This is a genomic window from Methylovulum sp., from assembly GCF_028687615.1.
Classification (GTDB): Bacteria; Pseudomonadota; Gammaproteobacteria; order Methylococcales; family Methylomonadaceae; genus Methylovulum.
The window spans coordinates 1-21,195 of record NZ_JAQTZU010000030.1 but is presented as its reverse complement, the minus strand read 5'-3'; the positions used below and the strand labels follow the sequence as shown (position 1 = coordinate 21,195).

The following is a 21,195-nucleotide window of genomic DNA, read 5'->3' as shown; positions in this document are numbered from 1 at the left end:
CATACTTCAAACGGTCAAATTTTCGGTTTTTAGTGGGGGGGGAGCGTACCCTCTGGGGCATAAAGGCATCCTGCCCGCCAGTTGCGGTCAAGATGACCGCGCTCCAAAAACCGAAAGCTTGACCGCCCAGAGTATAGATTAACCCTCTGATTGGCCTTTAAACCAATCAATAACACCCTCACCCGCCCTGCGTCCACTGGCAAAACAGGCGGTCAACAAATACCCGCCTGTCGGGGCTTCCCAATCCAACATCTCCCCCGCACAAAATAGCCCAGGGTTCGACCTTAGCATCAAGCCTTCGTCGAGTGCGCTAAAAGGCACGCCGCCCGCGCTACTGATCGCTTCCTCTATGGGACGAGCCGCCAACAAGGTAATGGGCAACGATTTAATGGCAAGCGCCAATTTTTCAGGGTTATCAAAATCAGCCATCGGCAACAGCTCCCGCAATAAAGCGGCTTTCACTCCGTCTATGCCAACACTTTTACGGAGATAATTGGACATGGACTCTTTGCCGCGAATCCGGCTTAACCGTTGGGCTAGCCAGGCCAACCCCTTATCGGGGAGCAAGTCCACGTAAACCAAAGCCTTGCCTGTGCTGGCAATGGATGTACGCAAAAGGGCGGACAAGCTGTAAACCAAGCCGCCTTCCACGCCTGTTTCGGTAATGACAAATTCGCCTTTGTGGCTGAATGCTTGGCCTTTAGCATCGGTAAACGAAATTGCCACGGTTTTGACGGGCTGGCCGGCATAGCGGCTTTTAAAATTTTCACTCCAAGCGGCTTCAAACCCGCAATTTGACGGTTGCAAAGTGCGTACCGGAATTCCCCGCCCATGAAATATCGGCATCCAATTGCCAGTCGAGCCTAATTGGGGCCAACTGGCCCCGCCCAAGGCGAACACCACAGCGTCGGCCTTGATTTCTTGTTCGCCTTGCGGGGATTGGAAAATCAAGCCGTCCGTGTTGTCACCCACCCATCCCGTCCAACAATGCCGGGTATGGAAAACCACGCCCGCTTCGCGTAACAGCCTCAGCCAGGCCCGCAATAAAGGCGCAGCTTTCATATCGGTAGGGAACACCCGCCCTGACGAACCCACAAATGTGTCTATACCCAGATTTTGCAGCCACCCGCGCAAAGCTGCCGGTGAAAATGCCTCAAGCATCGGCCCAAGGTCAGAAGCATGGCCGCCATAGCGGGACAAAAACAACGGGAACGGTTCGGAATGGGTGATGTTCATGCCGCCTTTCCCTGCCATCAAGAATTTTCGCCCGACACTGGGCATGGCATCGTACACATCCACCCGCACATCCGCACGGCTTAACACTTCCGCCGCCATTAATCCGGCCGGGCCGCCGCCGATGATGGCGACACGCTTGCCATACGTTTTTTTTGTCCTGTTATCCACGTTTTTTATCCAAATTAAACTATTCTTACCTGACAGCCATTTGGCAATCATCGTACCGTAAATGTTTTTGCCGATTATTGTAAGTTGAGGAAACAAAATATGTTATTGGAAATACTGATTTTGCTGTTCGGCATCTTGCTCCTGCATCCCTGCGCACCCATCTTGTCAGAGAACAAACCTGCAATAAAAGCCGATCAATTAAAAAGATTTGCAATGGGTCTTTTCTATTTAGGGTCAATCAAGCATTTCGCTTTCAACTTAATACCCGTTATCAAAGAATACGGCTCACCGTATTTTGGCATCATTTCAGTCTCGTGGATGTTTTCTGTCGTAATTTTTATGGTGCTTTTAAGCCTAGGATTATTGATTCGGTCATCAATGTATTACGCCAAGCTCATTCCAATCAGCCTTGCCTTAGTTGGCATTCCAAAACAATGCGCCTTGCCTGTTTTGTATAAAACACTCAAGAACATGGGGCTAAACTATCAAGAAAGTGTCGCCCAAATTAAGTTGCCAGATCAAGGGATAGAGATAGCCATAGAATTGACTGACAAGGAAATGCGTTTTGCTGTGGAAAAAACGATAGACAAAATATTTTTGCAACGTTTTTGCGAAAATTATCAAAACCAATACCAAGCTGAAAAACTTCCGTTGGAAAAGGGTAAGGCCATGTTTTTATTTCTGCTTGGCTTATTGCTCACGTTGGTCGCTATTTACGATATTGCCATTGATATTATTTTTACTTTTTTTCCCTATTGGAAAGATTTTTTTTCGGCTCTTGCCTTGTCTGTGGAGCGTAACCAATGAACCCAAACATCAAACCGCTGACCGCCTTGATGATATTGCTGTTTTTTGGCGGTTTGTTATGGGGGAAATTTTGGTGCCGGGGGGCGGCTCTTGAGATTTTGACTTTTTCCCAAATGCACAAACATCCTGACGGAACCGCTTATATTCTGCTTGATAACCAACTGTTTGGTTTTAATGACAAAGCAGAAGCAACCCAAACGATAGACTTGGCGCGTTTGGGGATTGCTAGCGGTGAAGCCGCCACTGATTTTGCCTTTTTCGCCAATGGCGATTTGCTGTTGCGCCGCCAGCTAACGGACGGTGGTTTTATCTACAATTTGCAACGATATTTCCGTTTTACCAATTTGCAGGATAAAAACAGCCATGATGTTATGACGGGATTGTTCCGCTGCAATGTCACCCGCTACCAATGCCGGCCATTTTCTGACCCGCCGTTAAATTTGATGGATGCGTTTACGCTGAGTATTGATTGGCAAACTGACCACGTATTTGTGGCTGACACCAATCGGCATACGGTGCGTATGTTTTCTGCTTCGGGTAAGGAACTGGATGCACAAGATCGGTTTTATTTTCCCAATCAAATTCATTTCCAAGACCATAAGCTTTATGTGGCCGATACCAACCATCATGTCCTGACTTCCCTCACGGTTATGGGCGGGCAATTGGTTATGTATCCAGAAAACATCTTCACCAAGGCACATCCTTATCGCCAAAGTGGTGATATTTGGCCGTCTAGTTTTGCCATCATCGGCAACCAATACTGGATACGCAACGCTAACGACAATATGGAGCATGGTGGGATTTATGTTTTTGATCAAAAAAACCATTTCATCAAGCGGCTGATACTTCCTGAACATGCCGACCCCTACGCTTTATTGCAATTGGGGCAAACCGTGCTGGTCAGTGATTTTAGTTTAGGCAGGATTTATCGCTTTAATCTTGAAGGTACAGTGTTGCCTGATTTTCAGCCAATCGTTTTCCAGACGGTTTTGACTGAATTAAAAAACAAAAAAACGGTGTTTCAATATTTGGATTTGGCGTTCACTTCACTGTTCGCGTTTGGATTGGTAGGAGGCTTTGCTTACGCTTTACAGCAACAACGAGGTAAAAAGTTATCCCCTGTTGAAGCGGCAATGGCAAAATCCCGTGTGGAAAGGGAAGCCGCCATCAATGCCAAAAGTGCCGCCATGATTCCTAAACACTGGCATGGCATGGATGTGCATTGGATGCGTTTTAGTTTTAGATTCAAAATGTTTTGGGCCATTTTGGGATTGGTTGAATTTCTGATGTTGGCTGTACTTGCTGTCATCCTTTATTTCATAAAAGTGCCAATACTTGATTTTTTATGGACTTTTTTCCAAAAGCATTATTTGTTGGTGATTGCGGCAATTTTCGGCATTATTTTGATTGCCCTACAGTTTCGCAGAAAAATTGGCTTCAGCGATAAGTATGCCATTGTTTTCCGTGGTTTTGGTAAGCCTATCATTTGTCCAAAAGAGCACATTCTCTATCGGGACGATCTAGTTTTGCTTGGAAAAATGGTGCTGAGCATTAGGCAGATAATGAAAACGTACAAAAAAGAAGACATTGAAGAATGGCTATACCCGGCAATCAAACAGGGACGCCACCTTGAATTATCAGAGATGCAAAATGTGTTGATGAAAAAAACATACATCCGGGTATTTTGGGCATTGGTGGCGGCCAGTTTAATAGGCTGCTTCGTTTATTATGGGTTTGAAAGTTAAAGGAGATTTAATCCATCAACAAAGATTAGGCTGGGGAAAATTTACCCAGCCTGACTTGTCCCAATTATTTTATGGCCACCTATTTTCTCACCCAACATAACCTTTTTATCTGCGATAAACCCGCTATCCCACTGCATTTTATCCTTGCCAAACAGCACGATAATGGTGGAACCCATATTGAATCGGCCCATTTCCTCGCCGATGTTTAGCGTTGGCGCATTGTCGGTGTAATCCCAACTGCGGACTTTCTCAATGGTCGGCGGCGTGACCACGCCATGCCAAACCGTTTCAATGCTGGAAACAAAAATCGCCCCGACCAACACCAAGGCCATAGTGCCGATTTCGGTATCGAACAGACAGCAAACGCGCTCGTTGCGGGCGAACAACCCCGGCACGTTGTTGGTGGTGATGGTATTGACGCTGAACAGACGGCCTGGGACATGCACCATTTCCTTGAGCGTTCCGGTCAAGGGCATGTGCAGGCGGTGGTAATCTTTGGGCGACAAATAAATGGTCGTGAACATCCCATTTTGGAACGGCGCGGCACGTTCGGCACTGCCGCCCAGCAATTCTTGCGCGGTGAAGCTTTTGCCTTTGGCCTGAAAAATCGTGCCATCGCTGATCGCGCCCGCTTGGCTGACCGCACCGTCGGCGGGGCAAGCAATCGCGTTGCGCTCGGTCGTCAACGGCCTTACACCCGGTTTCAATTCGCGGGTGAAAAAATCGTTAAAGCTTTTAAATTGCTGGATGTCTTGTTGTAAGGCTTCATCCATATTCACGCCGTAATGCTTGATAATCTGCTGGATAAACAAGTTTTTGACGGCAGAGTTTTCACAATGGGTGAGCTTGCTCATCAGCACGGACAAGCTATGTTGCGGCAAAGCATATTGCGGCAACACGCACAGGGCTTCTTTTAGCGTCATGTCTATCCTGTGCTTACGGCAAGTTGACCAAAGCGGGGGCTTGCCACGCCGGATTACGGTGTTCGACCACCACGGTGGTGTAAATGCCTCCGCGCACGTTGAATTCAGCACGGATACGCATGAAATTCGGCTGGGTCACCGCCACGATGTCATTCAAAATCTCGTTAGTCACCGCCTCATGGAATGCGCCGCGCTCGCGGAACGTCCACATATACAGCTTAAGTGCTTTTAACTCCACGCAAACATCGGCTGGTACATATTCGATTTGGATTTTCGCAAAATCCGGCTGTCCGGTTTTTGGGCACAGGCAAGTGAATTCAGGAATGTCGATACGGATAGTGAAATCGCGTCCGGGTTGTGGGTTAGAGAAGGTTTCTAGGTCTTTGCTGGGTTGGGTGGTCATTTTTGATTAAGTTAATGATGGTTAATGTTGATCTTATTATGCGGCATATCCAGCTTGCTCTTCTCTGAACAAGCACATTTGCTTTTTATATTTTGTTATGTCGACAGAACATCCTTTTTTTATCAAATTGTAAACTTCAAACAACTCATCTGCACTGCATCCTTTGTCAAGAAACCTGAACGCAGATGCCGCCACATACTCGATTTCCATATCAATTGAAAACCAGTTTCTCCGCTCTATCTCGGCCACAAATCCCGTTGTATTTGAGCCTGAAAATATATCAACAACAATGTCTTCAGGATCAGTTAGAAACTTGATAAAGAATTCTGGCAGCTTCGCCGGAAATCTGGCTGGATGGCTTTTTATGCCAATTTCCTTGCATCCCGTCATGTAAATTCCGTTTGATTCTGAATTTGGAATTTGCAACAAATTAGAAGGGATCGCTCCCTGATTATTTTTTCCAAAACCTTTTCCAATGTCGTGCCCTGATGGCCTTTTTTTAGGGTCATAGAATTTATCAGGGTCTTCAAGTAATTTTTTCATCCTGTCGCTGTATTCAGTTAGCACATTGGTGACATCAGCTTTAGGAAATTCTGACCTGCTAAACCACCACACGGTATTGACTGAATCTTTAGCCCTAATTTTTCGTTTATTGACCCATTCAATCGGACTGGGTAGCTTAGATGGGTTGAACCAATAAAAATCTTCAGACAAATAAAACCCTAAATCATCGCAAAAATGAATAGGAATTCGGAAGTTATAAAGGCTTCTAGAGGGAACGCCTTTTTGGTAAGCACCGCCAAGATCAAGGACAAAGCTGCCATCTAACGTCAATTTTTTTAGTACGATTTTTGCAAATTCTGATAGCCATTCTATGTATTCATGCTGTTCTTTATTCCCATATTCTTTCTTTCGTAATAAGGCGAAGGGCGGGCTTGTCATGACCAGGTTAATACTGTTATCAGGGAACTGGGACAGCAAATCTAGCGAATCACCACAGTATGCGCTACCCCAATCAGTGGTATATGCGGGTGACGAAGAGAGTTTAGGTATATGTTTCATTTAGTTTCTGCAGGTGCGCCGAGTGCTACTTATAGTCTGTAGACGTATAGTCATCATTTAAGGAATTATAACGCAATGCAGACAAACAATACCACTCATAACGCCAGAATGATTTTTGCTCGAAATCTCAAGGAATTTCGTAACAGAAATCGGCTGTCCCAGGAAGAACTTGCTGATGCGGCTGGATTACATAGGACTTATGTAGGTTCAGTCGAGCGAGGCGAAAGAAATATTTCCATTGACAATATGGAACGTTTAGCAAGTGCCATGAAAATTAATGTCAAGGAATTGCTAAATGATGAGTAAAAACCATCCAGACATCAAACTGTTCAATGAAATCTACCCTCATGTGTTAAAACTCCAAGAATTGGCAAATAAACACGGGATAAATGATATTTTTCAAGATAATGGCGGCAAATTACTGCAAGTTCTGCTGCTAACTGGGCTGAAAGTCTTGCCAGGCAGGGAAGGCAATGATGCAAAAGATGCCCAAGGAAATGAATACGAGTTAAAGTCAGTCAATACGTTGCTGACAAAAAGTTTTTCCACTCACCACCACATGAATCCCGTCATTATTGGGAAGTATCGGCAAGTTGACTGGATTTTTGCCGTTTATGAAGGCATAAAGTTGTTATCCATCCATCAACTTACCCCAAATGACTTAGAGCCGTATTATTCCAGATGGGAAACAAAATGGCACAATGATGAGGGTAAAGACATAAACAACCCCAAAATCCCGCTTAACTATGTTTTGGAAAACGGGAAAGTGATTTACATGGCATAACTAATTTACGAAACGGTTTTTAACTCATTGCGTAAATTAGTACCATCAAAGAAAGCATTGCGAACTTTTAAGAAGGGACAGCAATCTCGCTAGTTTCCATGATGGGCTTCCTTCCGTCAGTCCATCCTGCTATTCATTAATCCCCCCCTCAGTCAAATGCACCGGATCAAGCAGTTTAGTCAATTCCTCCACACTTAATTCCGTCATTTCCGAAGCCACTTCAATAATCGGGCGGCCTTGTTTGTAGGCGGCTTTGGCGACTTCGGCGGCTTTGGCGTAGCCGATGATGGGGTTTAGGGCGGTGACTAAAATCGGGTTTCTGGCTAGGGCGTGTTGCAGGTTGTCTTGGCGTACCGTGAAGCCTGCGATGGCTTTGTCGGCCAATAAGCGGCTGACGTTGCTTAACAATTCGATGCTTTGCAGGATGTTGAAGGCGATCACGGGGAGCATGACGTTGAGCTGGAAGCTGCCGGATTGTCCGGCGATGGTGATGGTGGCATCGTTGCCGATGACTTGCGCGGCGACCATCGCGGTGGCTTCGGGGATGACCGGGTTGACTTTGCCGGGCATGATGCTGCTGCCGGGTTGCAAGGCGGGCAATTCGATTTCGCCCAAACCTGCCAATGGGCCGGAGTTCATCCAGCGCAAATCGTTGGCGATTTTCATCAGGCTGACGGCGGTGGTTTTCAATTGACCGGACAATTCGACGATGGCGTCTTGGCTGCTGAGGCTTTCAAAAAATGATTCGTTCGGCGTGAACGGCAAACCTGTTTCCGCGCTCAAGGTGTCGGCAAACTGAACGGCAAACCGCGCATCGGCGTTAATGCCCGTACCCACCGCCGTACCGCCTTGCGCCAGTTTGTAAACGCGCGGCAAGGTGCATTCCACACGGGCAATGGCATTGCGGATTTGCAAGGCCCAACCGCCCAGCTCCTGGCTCATGCGCACGGGCATGGCATCCATCAAATGCGTGCGTCCGGTTTTGGTGACGTGGTTTAAGGACGCCGCCTTAAGCTCAATGCTGTCGGCAAGGTGCGCCAAACTGGGCAATAATGACCGGCTGCACTCCAGCGCGGCACTGACGTGTATCGCGGTCGGGATCACGTCATTGCTGCTTTGCCCCATGTTGACATGGTCATTGGCACTGACAGGTTTGCCGGCGATTTGGGTCGCCAGCGTCGCCAGCACTTCGTTGACATTCATGTTGGTGCTGGTACCGGAACCGGTTTGGAAGACATCCACCGGAAATTGATCTTGATGCAGGCCATCCATGACTTGCTGCGCGGCGGCGATAATCGCACCGGCCAACTCGGCATCCAACTCGCCTAAATCACACAAAACCTGGGCGGCGGTTTTTTTAACCAGCGCAACCGTTTTGATAAATGCCGATGGCATAGTCAAGCCACTGACGGGGAAATTATCCACGGCACGTTGGGTTTGCGCGGCATACAGCGCGTTGGCAGGGACTTGCAATTCGCCCATGCTGTCTTTTTCTAAACGGTAGTCAGTCATAATGCCTCGATAAATTGATGGAGTTCAGCCTGGCCGAAAGGCCAGCATAATTCGGATGTGGTTTCGGGATGGTACAAAACGGGGATACGGATCGCGTAACGGGCTTGCCAGTGTTCGGCTTCGGCGATGTCCACCCGCTCAACGCTGACGGCATCTGGCGACAAAGTGGCGATGATCGCTTCGGCCTCTTCGCATAAATGGCAACCGGCAGTTCCTAACAGCAAGAGTTTTTTGGACACTGTCATTATGGTTTCATCCTGGTTTCATCCTGGTTTCATCCTGGTTTCATCCTGGTTTCATCCTGGTTTCAGCAATACGCGGTTATTTTGCGGCGCGTATCACGCCGCAGTTTGCCAAGCCTTTGGCAACGGCGGCGGCAATGCGCTGGCGTGTTTCAGGTTGACGGACGGTTTCTTCATCTAGGCGGTTGGCAATCACCGCCGCTTCCAACAACACGGCGGGCATTGCCGCTGTTTTTAGCACCACCAAATTATCGTAATAAAACACGCCATTGGCTTGATCCGCCCATTCTTTGCCTTCCCCTGTTATCGCTTCGGCATGATGGCGGGAAGGATGGAAGCCGTCTTGTTTTAAAGCCCTACCCAAGGCCGACGCACAGTTTAAGCTACTTGCTAACTGCGGATTTTTTCTTGAGACAAACAAAGAAAATCCAGAGGCATGATCGGTCTGTTGTAAAGTTTGGCCCTGCCATTGCCAAGGTTTGAAGTATTGGGCTTGGGCGGAATCGTGATGTATGGATAAGAAAAAATCGGCATTTGCGGCATTGGCAAGCGGTGTCCGTTTAGGCAAATCATTCATCATGCCATCAAAACCAATCTTGATTATTTTTGTGCCCTGCCCCGACAAGTGCCCGGCAATGCTATTTGCCAATGCGGCATTGAATGCAAACTCCGGTTTGCCATAGGCACTGACCGCACCCGAATGGGCGATGGAATGCCCCACATCAATTGCCAAACTTTTTGCTATGCCCGAAGATGGCGGGAAAACCGCCAAGGCCAGCGCGGCACATAAACGGTACGCCAGTTTTTCCATCTGGGTTAGCTTACAGCTTGCTATTTTGGCAACCTGAACTGGCGCATTCACGGGCGCGGTCTTGCAGGAAACGCAACCGTTCAACCGTGGTTTTGGTGGCGCAATCGAGATTGACAAAAAAACCATTGGCTTCGTGACGGGAACATTCGTTGTTACGGTTTTCCATCCAAACCAATTGCCCTGTTTTCAAGGCTTCTTGGCCTTGGTTGTCCAATTGGCCCTTTAGTTTTTTATAGGCATTGTTCAGTTCTTTATCGGCTTCCAGATACACTTTATCCAGGCAATACAAGCCATCAAAATCGTTTTTTGGGGTGTCGCATGCAGAATTAGCCTGTGCCAATGAGGATAAACCCAGCAAAACCATAAAAATAATTTTCTTCATAATCAATAAACCTGATCGTTTAAGTGCGGATAGAGGGGGGAAGTGCAACATCAATGTTTGGTGATTTTATCCAGATACCCCATAAGCAAGGCCGAAATGACCAAGGTCAGGTGGATGACCACATACCACAGCAATTTGTCATTTTCGGTGGCGTTGATGTTCATGAATATTTTCAGCAAATGGATGGACGAAATCGCCACAATCGAGCTCGCCACTTTGATTTTCATCGACGCATAATCATGCGTACCTAGCCATTCCAGCTTTTCCGTGGTCTCTTCAATATCCAGGCGCGATACGAAGTTTTCATAACCGCTGAACATAATCAACACAATCAGGCTGCCAACCAGCGTCAAATCAATCAATGTCAACAAGGTCAGGATAAAATCGGTCTCGCTGATTTCCAAAATATGCGGCAGGAAATGGTAAAGTTCTTCAAAGAATTTTACAAACAAGGCCAACAAGATAAAGCTCATACCCGCGTAAATCGGTGCCAAAATCCAGCGGCTGGCGTACATTACCCTTTCCATAAAACGTTCTGTTTGCTGTGGTAGCGACATTTGCATAAAACCCGTCAATTTTTTGCCGATATTATAGCAATTATGCGCCGGGAAACCGTTAAAATGACGCCCAGACAATACAAGTTGAAACGGTAGACGAAATTTCACAGTTCTGGTATTTCATTTGTATCCTGTATTTTTCTAACAACGAAGAAATCTTGAAGAAATCTTATGGACGCGCTGGTCATGTTAATCCCGTTATTGCCGATGCTGGCGGCTGTTGTTATCGTTGGCGGGCTGTTGTTTGGCGTTCTGCCTAATGGTCGGCATGAAAATCTTACTACTGACATTGCCACAGGGTCGCTGACATTATCTTGCCTGATGGCGATGGCCTTGTTGGGCGGGGATTTGCTGGGTAAAAACCACGGTTATTTCAGCACCGGGCAATGGTTGAGCAGCGATAGCCTGGTTATCCGCATCAATTTCACCACCAACGGACTCACGGTCTGGCTCGCGGCATTGTGGGCGTTGCTGCTGGCGGTCATCAGCCGCTTTAGCATCCCGGCTTTGCGGCAAACGGGTGGATTGCACCGTTTCTGCGCTGGCTTGTGTTTGTTTACCGCCGCATTGATGCTGTTGGTTTTGTCCGCCAACATGGTCGGCACTTTATTTGGCTGGCTACTCGCCGAAACGGGCGGGTATTTTCTGGTCGCACAAGCTTATCAACGCCCACAAGCTACGGAAAACGCCACGCGGGTTTTGCTTACACAACGCCTTGGCAACATCGGCTTCCTGCTTGGCATCAGCCTGTGTTACGCCTGGACGGACAGCGTCAATTGGGCGCAATTGCAGGCTTCGGCCCCTGAACTGTCCATTGGACAAGCGACGGGCATTAGCCTGTGTTTTGCGTGGGCGGCGTTCGCCAAAGCGGCGCAACTGCCATTTACACCTTGGTTGGGCAGGACGTTGGATGAACCCGTGCCTGTCAGTTTAATCATGATCCATGTCGGCGTGTTTTTGATCGTGTCGCTGGATGCCTTGTTCATGCAGTCTCCGTTTGCACGGGCGGTGCTGGGTTTGGTGGGATTTGCCACCACTCTATACGGCTTTATCGTCGGCAAAACCCAAACGACGCAGTACAGCGCGTGGCTATTTGCGGCGTTAGCGCAAGTCGGCCTGATGTTTGTGGAATGCGCGTTCGGCTTATGGACTCTGGCAAGCTGGCATTTAGGCGCGAATGTGATTGTGGCCTGTTTGCAGCGTCTGACCGAAACGGACGCCCGTCTAGGCAGCACACCGCCACAACGCGTGGTTGGGGTGCGCTGGTATTTGTTGTCACTGCAACATTTTTGGTTGGAGCAAATCACGGATTGGGCCTTGGTAAAACCCGTGCGCGGCTTGGCGCAGGATTTAAGTTATGTCGATGACCGCATTATCGACCAAATGATTGGCTTGCCCTCGACGGGCATCTTGCCAATACCGGCCTTTGCCGAGGAATCCCATCCGGCGGTCACCATGCCAATCGCCCAAAGCAGCGGTTTGGCGGGCAAACTGACCGAATGGCTGTCGGCTTTGTTGCATTGGTTTGAAGAGCGTTTGGTTTTGCGCCATTCCAGCAAACAAACATCCACTTACCTGCGGCAAATAGGCTATATCATCAACCAATTTGAGCTGTTGATCTTAAGGCCGCGTTATTTAGTGTTGTTTGTTTGCATTACTTTTTTGGTGGCTTTTTGACATGCCAAGCCGTCAAAAAACGATCTTCTTCAAACCGCAAACCCTGGAGTGCAAGCCGGGGTTTATGCTCCAACCATTGGCGCAGCAACCATGACCACCCCCACTATCTTATGGTCACAAACCGCCGCTTTTCCCGTGCTGACCACGCTGACGCTGACACCCTTATTGGCGATGATCGCCATTTTGTTGTCGCGCTCACCGCAAGCCGCGTTGCGTTTGGGTTTTGCCGGAACCTCGGTGAATGTCTTGTTGGGCGTTTATCTGCTAACGGTGTTCGACACCCATCAAACCGGTGTGCAATTATTGGAAAGCGTCAGGGTCGGCTGGCTCAGTTACAGTGTCGGTGTGGATGGCATGAATATCCTGTTCATCCCGCTCACCGCCGTGTTGGCGTTTCTGACCTTGGTCTACACCATCATCACCCGCCATGTCAACAATAAAGCCTTTGTCGCCAGTTTGCTGGCTTACGAAACGATTTTGACCGGCGCTTTTGCGGCCCTGAATTTGATGCAATTCTGGCTGTGGTGTGCGCTGGAGTTTTTTCCGCTGATCATATTGACGATACGGGCGGGTACCGGTCAAAACCGCCGCTGGGTCGTGACGCTGTTGCTGCAATACTGGGGCAGCAGCTTGCTGATGATCCTGGCGGGATTTTTGTTCCTGGCGTTTGGTTTGGTCGGTTCAGACCATGATTTGACCTTCGACTGGCTCACGTTAAAAGCCAACAACGCCTATCTGCATGATGAAATCCTGATTTTTATCCTGCTGTTTTTCGGCTTTGCGATCCGTATGCCGCTGTTCCCCTTTCATGGCTGGCTGCCGATGCTCACTGAACAAGGCACGGTCGCCACCGCCGGCGTATTTGTGGTCGGTTTAAAATTGGGGCTGTACGCGCTGATGCGTTTTATTTTGCCGATTCTCCCTGGCGTTGCCGAACAATGGGCGGGGTTTGCGTTGACCTTGGGCTTGGTCAGCGTGGTGTACGGCGCCTTGCAAGCGATGATGCAAATCAATGTCCGGCGTTTGCTCGCCTTTGTCGCCGTCAGCCACAGCGGTATGCTGATTATCGGCGTGTTTTGTTTTAACGCCTTTGGCTTGCAAGGCAGTTTGCTATTGGCGATTGCTTATGGTTTGGCGACGGCGGGCATGTTCTTCAGCACCGGACTCATCTACCAACGCACCCGCACCGCGTTTATGCCGCGTTTGGGCGGTTTGATCGACAAACACACCACCATCGGCCTGCTGTTTTTATTGTCCGCGTTCAGCACGATGATCATGCCCGGAACGCCGAGTTTTGATTCGGCCCATTTATTGATACAAGGGATAATCGAAGAATACGGCTGGGTGCTGGCAATCGCCGTGTTACTGGGCAATGTCGTGGCGGCGGCGATTTTGTTGCGGGCGTTCCAGCAAATGTTCATCGCCAACAGCAAACGCCATACCCAACCTTACAGCCGCGTCCCCCAACCTGCGCCTAAAGAACGTTTCATCACGGTGGTGTTGGCGATATTGCTGATCACCAGTGGTTTTTACACGACGCCCTGGCTGAATTATGTCAGCCGTGAAGTCGCTGTGCTAATCCCGGATTTTCCCATGCACCAATCGCAACCCGTCGATAATGCGCCTGTTTTGGAGCCGCCCCATGAGTAACGCCCATTTTCCCATTCTCAGCCTGATGATATTGCTGCCGATAGCCGGGGCAGTGGCTATAGGTTTTTGTGCCAACATCAAATTAGTCAAAACCATCGCCGTGGCGGCGGCAAGCCTGGGTTTAGCCGCCAGTTTGTGGCTGGTTTACAGCTTCAATCCCGATGATGGCGGTTTGCAATTTATCGAACATCATGCGTGGATACCGAGCTTACATGTCGAATACCTGCTTGGTGTCGATGGCATTTCGGTTTTGTTTTTACCACTCACCGCCATACTTACCCTGATGTCCATCGTGGCGTCATGGCGTTCCCCCACCCACAGCCGCTTGTATTTCAGCTTGCTGTTATGCCTTGAAGCCGCCAGCCTGGGCGTGTTTTCGGCTTTGGACATGGTGTTGTTTTTTTGCTTCTGGCAACTGACCTTGCCACCGCTGTTCTTCCTGACCGGTGTTTGGGGCTTGCCGGCCTTGCGCCGCAACGCCGCCAGCAAAGCCATCTTGGTCAGCATCTTTGGCAGCTTGCCCTTGCTGTTTGCAATCATCATCCTGGCGGTCAACCATGCCATGCAAATCAACGGCCATTTACCGCTAGATTTGTCATTCAGCTTTCCCGTGTTGCTCGAAACCCAACTGCCTGACCACTTACAAGGCATTGTTTTTGTTTTGTTGTTGATTGGTTTCGCCACCAAAGCCCCGTTAGTGCCCTTGCACACCTGGTTGCCGCAAGTGGCGATGGCCGGGCCGGCGCCCGTCACCGCCTTGTTGATAGGGCTGAAACTGGGGATTTACGGAATTTTGCGCTACGCAATGACCTTAACCCCGTCGGCGGCGGTTGAATATGACTGGCTATTGGGTATCATCGGCGCAATCACGTTGATCTACGGCGCGTTATTGTCGCTGCAACAAAGCAATTTGCGGCGGTTGCTGGCGTTCGCCAGTGTCAGCCATGCCGGTTTGGTGATTATCGGCATCGCCTCGTTAAACATGCAGGGTATCCAGGGCGCAATTTTGCAGTTGCTGAATTTCACGTTGATCATGGCGGTGCTGATGCTGGTCGCGGGATTTATCCAACACCGCTTGGGCAGCACGGATTTGCATCATCTGGGCGGTCTTGCCCAGGCCATGCCGAAACTGACGGGGTTTTATTTTCTGTTCATGCTGGCGAGCATTGGGATTCCTGGCGGCAATGTGTTCCCCGCCGAATTGTTGCTGGTCTTGGGGGCCTTGCAGGCGCATCCCAGTTTGGGCATCACCGCGCTCACGGGGGCCGTGCTCAGTACCGCCTGTTTATTGGCGTTTTCCCGCCGCGCCTTTCTAGGCGCAAGTACAAGGGCAAACCGCTGTGCAAATCAAGACTTGCGCCCACGGGAACTGATATTGTTATGCCTGCCCTTGTTGTTGATGCTATTCGGCGGGCTATTCCCAAACTGTTTGCTAGGCATCAACCAAAAAGCCGCCGAAGTTTGGCTGACGCGCTTGCTCGACCAACCCGGCATGGAAGGGGATGAGCTGGCAAGCTGGACGGGGGCGCCGTGATTAAAACCAAGATTGATTTTAGCCTCCTGAACGCAGGGACTCGCCCCACATCCCCATCCCACGCTTTATCGTAAAACCACCCTCCACACCGGCATCCCCGATTCAGATAACGCGACAGTCATCAATCCTTCTTGAATCTAGCCGCTTCTTCTGATCCGCCCGTGGCATTGCCCTTGCTGTAGGAATGCGCACCGACACCGGCTAACTGCCCGCCTTGGACGATCAAGTATTCATCGCGGATGGGGCGGCCTTCAAAATAGCATTCCAGAATTTCACGCGTACCCGCCGCATAACGGGTTTGTGCCGACAGGCTAGTGCCGGAGATATGCGGGGTCATGCCGTGGTTGGGCATGGTGCGCCACGGATGGTCGTTCGGCGCGGGTTGCGGGAACCAGACATCACCCGCATAACCCGCCAATTGCCCGCTTGCCAGCGCGTTGACTATCGCATCACGGTCACACAACTTGCCGCGCGCCGTGTTGATCAAATAAGCGCCGCGTTTGAAGTTTTTCAAACTTTCTTCGTTAATCATGTGCTCGGTTTCAGGATGCAACGGACAGTTCAAGGTCACGACATCACAGACTTTGGTCAGGCTTTCCAAACTGGCATGGTAAGTCAGGTTGAGTTCCTGCTCGACCGCTGCCGGCAAACGGTGGCGGTCCAGATAATGCAGCTTCACGTCGAACGGTTTAAGTAGGCGCAACACCCGCAAGCCGATACGTCCGGCGGCGACCGTGCCGACAGCCATCGCTTCCAAATCATAAGATCGCGCCACACAGTCGGCAATATTCCAGCCGCCTTTGATGACCCAGTGGTAAGACGGGAGGTAATTGCGCACCAACGCCAACGTCATCATCACCACATGTTCGGCGACGCTGTTGCTGTTGCAATAGGTGACTTCGGCCACGGTGATGCCGCGTTCCATCGCCGCCTGCAAATCGGTATGGTCGGAGCCGATGCCCGCCGTCACGATCATTTTGAGGTTTTTGGCTTTGGCGATCCGTTCGGCGGTCATATAAGCAGGCCAGAACGGTTGGGAAATGACGATTTCAGCGTCATGCAGTTCTTGGTCAAGGACGCTGTCGGCACCGTCTTTGCTGGATGTCACCACCAGTTGGTGGCCGTTGGCTTCCAAATACTGGCGTAAACCCAACTCGCCGGACACGCTGCCCAGCAATGCGCCGGGTTTGAAGTCAATGGCGTTGGGGGTAGGCAGCGTTTGCCCGTCGGGGTAACGTTCCGGTTGCGGCAAATCATCACGCGCATAAGCAGTGGGGTAACCGTCGATAGGGTCGTCGTAAAGCACACAAACAATTTTAGCCATTTTATTATCACCTGAATTTTGATTGGATGGTTGGACAGTCCCTTTTGCGGTATGCCCAAATGTATCCCGGCCGGGTGACGCTATTGTCTGCGCCGATACGGTTGTGCGTCCAATCGTTTGCAGGTATGGATTGATAGCTCGCGGCTATCAATGTACCTCCCTCTCATCCGGTAAGCCTCTGAATGTCGACAATAAAACAATAACCGCTCCGCACCCGAAGCCATAGCTGGTAGTAAGCAAGCTTGCCATCAAGTACAGACGAAATAAGGTCAGATAAAATCCTTCAGGCGGAGCCGGGCTATCCAACACCGGAAACATCGCTTGCAACATGAACAAGCTGGAATTAGTGAAGGCCCCGACCACCATGCACCAGCGCACAGGGGGTGGCAGCGGCACTTTGGCGGCATAAAATCCGAACAGCAAGGCGGCCATCAATAAAAAATCCAGATGCGCCTGAAGCACGCGGGTAAATTTGCCCGGAAAAACCAGTTTGATGAACGCTAGGTCAAATTTTAAAAAAACCAGGCACCAGGCCAGGCACAAAGCCATCAATAGCCACAGGGCCGCGCCCCTGAGCAACAGCATATTGGAATCTTGATTCATTCTTGCCTCCTATTGGATTCAAACGGTTCATAATTGGTAGTGCTCACTATAACAATGAATAGGCTGATTTCTCTCTTCCGGGACGGAACAACTTCTTGACCGGGACGGCAGTTTGACCTGCGTAGTGTTATATTGCCTGCCGTAGGATTATTAAGCTTGGGGGGAGAAGAATGAAGGTTGACACTAAAATCTTGCACGGTTCAATAACAGAGTCGATACCGCCGGCACGGGTAGTCAAATACTCAACCGATGATTTTGCGGCGCACGAAAGGTTAGAGTGGTTGCGGGAAGTGATAGGCCGAGAATACGCCAATGTTGAAATAACGCCGCCCCGGACCGGCGTGTTTAACGAGATGCTCATTTACGCTTGGGACAAATTACGTCTGTCCGTCATCCGCTCCAATGAAATCACGCTGCAACGTTTGCCGCGCGAGCCGGATTTAATCAGCCAGGATGCTTATTTTGCCGCCATCCATTTATCTGGGAACTACTGCTTGCTACAAAATGGCCGGGAAGTTTTTTTAAAACCCGGCGACATGACTTTGTACGACGCCACGCTACCGCATCTCATCCGTTGTCCGCAGCCCTTTTCAAAGCTGTTGGTGTCCATCCCTCGCCCAATACTTAAGGAGCGGGTTTCTGGCATTGAACACTGTACGGCACTGCATATTCCGGGACATCTGGGCATAGGGTCGGTCGCGGCGAATTTTATCCGCTCCTGTGCGGATCAAGCCGGGGAACTCAACGCGCAGGAGTTTTCCACGCTATCCGAACACGCGCTGGACTTGTTGACACTGGCACTGGCAACGGTGCGGCCGACAAATTTCAATTTATCCAAAAGCCGTTCCATCGCCCTTCATAGGGTTAAGGCATTCGTAGAAAACCACTTGTCCGACCCTGCCTTAAACCCTTCCAAGGTCAGTGCCGGAACGGGCTTGTCACCCCGCTACATCAATTTGCTGTTTCACAATGAAGATACCTCATTGATGCGATATGTCTGGCGGCGCAGATTGGAACGTTGCCGACAAGACATACAAAGTGATGCCCATGCCGGACGGCGTATCTCCGATATAGCCTTCCGCTGGGGGTTTAACGATTTGTCGCACTTTAGCCGGGGATTTCGGTTTCTCTTTGGTTGCTCACCGACAGAGTGCCGGGAAGCCCAGAAACGGGAATGATCGGCAGGCCCTTATGCCAGAATGCCTGCAAACCTGATTGTCAAAGCGGCACGCTGGTGGTATTTACCCTCCCAATTGATTGCCTGATGCCGCACCACCCAACCATTGCCAAAATGCCGCCACCCCTTGATAGCCCGTATAGCGGGCCACTTCCTGCTTATTTCTAAACAACACAATCGTTGGCGTGGCAAATAAGGGCTGGGTCAGCGTCCAGCCGTTTGGCGGTGTGCTTGCATGGGTGGCGACAATGGGGATAGGGTTTTTCCAGACCGACAACACTTCTTTGTCGAATAATCGGCAATAGCCGCAGTCGACCGATTCAAAAGCGATCAATTGTTCTGTGGTGCTCATCTGGCTGTTTTGCCAATTCGATCCGGTGGCGGCGTTTTTTCCCGTCAACGGGGTGTGGGGATTGATGCCGCTGGCAGGGTCGGTATACGCCACGCCAGTCCCGCCCAAGCCACAATAACCCAGCGGATTTTTTTCCAAATAATCCTGATGGTAATCTTCGGCGGCAGTATAATTTTTTAGCGGGGCAATTTCCGTAGTGATAGGCTCGGCGATGCCCGCCGCAGTTAAGTTAGTTTGATAAATGGCGCGGGTTTTTTCAGCCAGTTGGCGTTCCTCATCCGTCCGGTAAAACACGGCGCTACGGTAATTGCTGCCTTTGTCATTACCTTGACGGTTGCCTTGGGTGGGGTTGTGGCTTTGCCAAAATTGGATCAGTACCCGTTCAAGCGTGGTTTGTTGCGGGTCGAAATAGACTTTAACCGCTTCGGCATGGTTTTTTATGGCTTGGCCTTTGTGTATAGCCGCTTCGGTGTCATGGAGCGTTTCATAGCGGGGATTGGCTATATCGCCACCTGCGTAACCCGCCTCGACATCCACTACGCCCGCCAAAGCCTGCATACGTTTTTCCGCACCCCAAAAACAGCCCATGCCCAAGACGATATAGGGCGTACCAGGCCCCGCCGCCGCTTTATTTAACGAAGAATTTGCATTTTTGCCAGCCAATAATGCCGCGTTGGGCAACACCGCTGCGGCAATCACTAAAATGCCGAGGGTGAATAAAGACCAAAACGCACGATGCCATCTATTCATATATCCTGCTTTGAAATGAAACCGCCTATAAAAACCAGCTTAGATTGGACATTTTCAGTTACAAACTTTATATCCGTATTTGCCATTGCCGCAACTAAAGTTACGTTATCCAACCTCAGCGTTTTACCGACTGGTTTTATAGCCAGCGGCAATCAGAGAGTCGAACCTATGTTGTAAACCCAAACGTTGGGCTATGTTCCATGCAGCATCCTGGATAGGTGACAGCATATCCTGACGGCGGACGATCAGCCCCACTTCCCTTGACAACTCAGGGTTTAACGGTAGGGCGGTGACTTCTTGATGAATTTCAAACTGGCTTAACAAACTATGCGGCATCACGCTGTAAAGGCCGGCACTGCGGACATGGGCATATAAGGCAAAAATGGAGTCAGTTTCCAATATGACATTGGGGTTGACACTGGCTTCCCGGAAAGCGGCATCAATCAAGCGGCGGTTTTGCATATTTTGGGTCAATAAACACAAGGGAAATCCTGCGACATCACCCCACCCCAAATCACTTTTTAGCAATCGAAGATCAGGGTTACGAGCCAGTAACACATAGCGTTCGAGATATAACGGCAAGGTCTTGAAGCCTTTTAGCCTAGGATCATCCAAATAGGTCAAACCCAAATCCAGCTCAAAACGGTCAAGTTGCCGGATAAGCTCTTCGGCGGAGAGCGAAACCAATTTGATGGCAATGCCGGGATATTCAGCCTGGCAGGGTTGCGTCAATAACGGCGTAACCGGCAGCGTGGTCGGTATCGCACCTATCCGCAACACGCCGGTCAGTTGTTGGCTATACTGCGCCGCCGCTTGCCGCATCCCTTCCCAATTTTGGGCTAACATCCTCGCCCATTGCAGCACCCGTTCGCCTTCTTCGGTAAAACCCTGAAAACGTTGCCCACGCTGAATAATGATGATCCCCAGTTCTTCTTCAAGATGCTGTATCGCGGTGGACAAAGCAGGCTGGGAAACATGGCAGGCTTCAGCCGCGCGTCCGAAATGGCCCATTTTTGCGAGCGCGAGCAGATAATGAATTTGACGTATAAACATGCGCGGTGGTGGCTTGCAAGGTTGACGGTTTGGGTTGCCAAAGCAAATAAAGGGAAAAATGACAGGTCAACACTTATGGCTGCCAACTTAAGGCGGGGCGAGGTAATACCAATCCCAACAAGTTTTCATATTTAAAGCATAGGATTATACTTGAGCTTTAAAGTAAAGACTAAAGAAAGGAGGCCGCCATCTCACGCCCAAAACAATTCCCCTTATCGCTCCCAGGCACATGACTTTCATCTGCTTGCAAAGAACGAAGCCCATGCTCGTACACGCGTTAGATTCCTAGGCATGGCTCACCTCAAAGATGGATTGAGCATTAGCGATGTTGCAAAGGCTTTACGTGTTCACGAGACCACTGTCCATGGTTGGGTACAACGATTTAGCGCCCAAGGGCTGGATGGCATCATAGAATCCTCGCGCAGTGGCGCCAAACGCAAACT

The 21,195-nt window shown here is 49.9% G+C and carries 22 protein-coding genes; 9 read left to right on the top strand and 13 right to left on the bottom strand.

What is annotated here, in order from left to right; all coding sequences use genetic code 11:
• Positions 1–138: 138 nt before the first annotated feature.
• Entirely contained in the window at positions 139–1,404 is a 1,266-nt protein-coding gene (locus tag PHH59_RS14645; protein WP_300017771.1) for a TIGR03862 family flavoprotein, read from the bottom strand.
• 99 nt (positions 1,405–1,503) lie between these two features.
• On the opposite strand from PHH59_RS14645, the gene PHH59_RS14640 reads away from it, so the two are divergent.
• Together PHH59_RS14640 and PHH59_RS14635 are read left to right on the top strand one after the other, a co-directional pair.
• Complete coding sequence (locus tag PHH59_RS14640; protein WP_300017768.1) at positions 1,504–2,211, top strand: hypothetical protein; 708 nt, start codon at positions 1,504–1,506, stop codon at positions 2,209–2,211.
• Positions 2,208–3,956 carry a hypothetical protein gene (locus tag PHH59_RS14635; RefSeq protein ID WP_300017765.1) on the top strand — a complete coding sequence of 583 codons (1,749 nt, stop codon included), beginning with the start codon at positions 2,208–2,210 and terminating at the stop codon, positions 3,954–3,956. Before PHH59_RS14640 ends, PHH59_RS14635 begins: the two co-directional genes overlap by 4 nt.
• Before the next feature lie 41 nt (positions 3,957–3,997).
• On the opposite strand, the gene asd is transcribed toward PHH59_RS14635, so the two are convergent.
• Genes asd through PHH59_RS14620 form a run of 3 tightly spaced genes read right to left on the bottom strand, consistent with a single transcriptional unit; the run spans position 3,998 to position 6,344 of the window.
• Positions 3,998–4,879 (bottom strand): archaetidylserine decarboxylase, encoded by an 882-nt coding sequence (gene asd / locus PHH59_RS14630; protein ID WP_300017762.1) that lies wholly within the window; start codon positions 4,877–4,879, stop codon positions 3,998–4,000.
• Positions 4,880–4,892: 13 nt separating this feature from the next.
• A complete protein-coding gene (queF, locus tag PHH59_RS14625; protein ID WP_300017759.1) occupies positions 4,893–5,282 on the bottom strand; it encodes a preQ(1) synthase in 390 nt (129 codons plus the stop codon).
• A 36-nt stretch (positions 5,283–5,318) separates the two neighbouring features.
• Positions 5,319–6,344: a site-specific DNA-methyltransferase gene (locus tag PHH59_RS14620; protein WP_300017756.1), complete on the bottom strand. Its 1,026-nt coding sequence runs from the start codon at positions 6,342–6,344 to the stop codon at positions 5,319–5,321.
• 75 nt (positions 6,345–6,419) lie between these two features.
• Between PHH59_RS14620 and PHH59_RS14615 the strand changes: the two genes are divergently transcribed.
• Together PHH59_RS14615 and PHH59_RS14610 are read left to right on the top strand one after the other, a co-directional pair.
• The gene (locus PHH59_RS14615; protein ID WP_300017753.1) at positions 6,420–6,650 is read left to right on the top strand and encodes a helix-turn-helix transcriptional regulator; all 231 of its coding nucleotides are present in this window, start codon (positions 6,420–6,422) and stop codon (positions 6,648–6,650) included.
• A complete protein-coding gene (locus PHH59_RS14610) occupies positions 6,640–7,128 on the top strand; it encodes a hypothetical protein (protein ID WP_300017750.1) in 489 nt (162 codons plus the stop codon). Before PHH59_RS14615 ends, PHH59_RS14610 begins: the two co-directional genes overlap by 11 nt.
• A gap of 129 nt (positions 7,129–7,257) precedes the next feature.
• On the opposite strand, the gene PHH59_RS14605 is transcribed toward PHH59_RS14610, so the two are convergent.
• The 5 genes from PHH59_RS14605 to PHH59_RS14585 all read right to left on the bottom strand — a co-directional run bounded on the left by PHH59_RS14605 (position 7,258) and on the right by PHH59_RS14585 (position 10,632).
• Positions 7,258–8,640, bottom strand: a complete 1,383-nt coding sequence (locus PHH59_RS14605) for a class II fumarate hydratase (RefSeq protein ID WP_300017747.1) — start codon at positions 8,638–8,640, stop codon at positions 7,258–7,260.
• The gene (locus PHH59_RS14600; protein ID WP_300017744.1) at positions 8,637–8,885 is read right to left on the bottom strand and encodes a glutaredoxin family protein; all 249 of its coding nucleotides are present in this window, start codon (positions 8,883–8,885) and stop codon (positions 8,637–8,639) included. The genes PHH59_RS14605 and PHH59_RS14600 overlap by 4 nt, the downstream gene beginning before the upstream one ends.
• 76 nt (positions 8,886–8,961) lie before the next feature.
• Positions 8,962–9,693: an N-acetylmuramoyl-L-alanine amidase gene (locus tag PHH59_RS14595; protein WP_300017741.1), complete on the bottom strand. Its 732-nt coding sequence runs from the start codon at positions 9,691–9,693 to the stop codon at positions 8,962–8,964.
• 10 nt (positions 9,694–9,703) lie between these two features.
• Entirely contained in the window at positions 9,704–10,075 is a 372-nt protein-coding gene (locus PHH59_RS14590) for a lysozyme inhibitor LprI family protein (protein ID WP_300017738.1), read from the bottom strand.
• Between the two features lie 50 nt (positions 10,076–10,125).
• Complete coding sequence (locus PHH59_RS14585) at positions 10,126–10,632, bottom strand: TIGR00645 family protein (RefSeq protein WP_300017735.1); 507 nt, start codon at positions 10,630–10,632, stop codon at positions 10,126–10,128.
• 171 nt (positions 10,633–10,803) lie between these two features.
• Between PHH59_RS14585 and PHH59_RS14580 the strand changes: the two genes are divergently transcribed.
• The 3 genes from PHH59_RS14580 (at position 10,804) to PHH59_RS14570 (ending at position 15,493) form a co-directional block, all read left to right on the top strand.
• Complete coding sequence (locus PHH59_RS14580) at positions 10,804–12,309, top strand: proton-conducting transporter membrane subunit (protein ID WP_300017732.1); 1,506 nt, start codon at positions 10,804–10,806, stop codon at positions 12,307–12,309.
• Positions 12,310–12,399: 90 nt separating this feature from the next.
• Complete coding sequence (locus PHH59_RS14575; RefSeq protein ID WP_300017729.1) at positions 12,400–13,959, top strand: NuoM family protein; 1,560 nt, start codon at positions 12,400–12,402, stop codon at positions 13,957–13,959.
• Positions 13,952–15,493: a NuoM family protein gene (locus tag PHH59_RS14570; protein ID WP_300017726.1), complete on the top strand. Its 1,542-nt coding sequence runs from the start codon at positions 13,952–13,954 to the stop codon at positions 15,491–15,493. The genes PHH59_RS14575 and PHH59_RS14570 overlap by 8 nt, the downstream gene beginning before the upstream one ends.
• A 121-nt stretch (positions 15,494–15,614) precedes the next feature.
• Here the strand turns inward: PHH59_RS14570 and PHH59_RS14565 are convergent, their stop codons facing one another.
• Together PHH59_RS14565 and PHH59_RS14560 are read right to left on the bottom strand one after the other, a co-directional pair.
• Positions 15,615–16,817, bottom strand: a complete 1,203-nt coding sequence (locus tag PHH59_RS14565; protein WP_300017723.1) for an NAD-dependent formate dehydrogenase — start codon at positions 16,815–16,817, stop codon at positions 15,615–15,617.
• Positions 16,818–16,964: 147 nt separating this feature from the next.
• Complete coding sequence (locus tag PHH59_RS14560; protein WP_300017720.1) at positions 16,965–17,420, bottom strand: hypothetical protein; 456 nt, start codon at positions 17,418–17,420, stop codon at positions 16,965–16,967.
• A 170-nt stretch (positions 17,421–17,590) separates the two neighbouring features.
• Here PHH59_RS14560 and PHH59_RS14555 point away from each other — a divergent pair, with 170 nt between their 5' ends.
• The gene (locus PHH59_RS14555; RefSeq protein ID WP_300017717.1) at positions 17,591–18,598 is read left to right on the top strand and encodes a helix-turn-helix domain-containing protein; all 1,008 of its coding nucleotides are present in this window, start codon (positions 17,591–17,593) and stop codon (positions 18,596–18,598) included.
• A 63-nt stretch (positions 18,599–18,661) separates the two neighbouring features.
• Here PHH59_RS14555 and msrA read toward each other — a convergent pair whose 3' ends face one another.
• Together msrA and PHH59_RS14545 are read right to left on the bottom strand one after the other, a co-directional pair.
• Complete coding sequence (msrA, locus tag PHH59_RS14550) at positions 18,662–19,699, bottom strand: peptide-methionine (S)-S-oxide reductase MsrA (protein WP_300017714.1); 1,038 nt, start codon at positions 19,697–19,699, stop codon at positions 18,662–18,664.
• Between the two features lie 123 nt (positions 19,700–19,822).
• On the bottom strand, positions 19,823–20,752 hold the full coding sequence (locus PHH59_RS14545; protein ID WP_300017711.1) for a LysR family transcriptional regulator: 930 nt from the start codon (positions 20,750–20,752) through the stop codon (positions 19,823–19,825).
• A gap of 150 nt (positions 20,753–20,902) precedes the next feature.
• Here PHH59_RS14545 and PHH59_RS14540 point away from each other — a divergent pair.
• Positions 20,903–21,195: helix-turn-helix domain-containing protein (locus PHH59_RS14540; RefSeq protein WP_300017708.1), on the top strand; the 293-nt coding region annotated here is incomplete at its 3' end.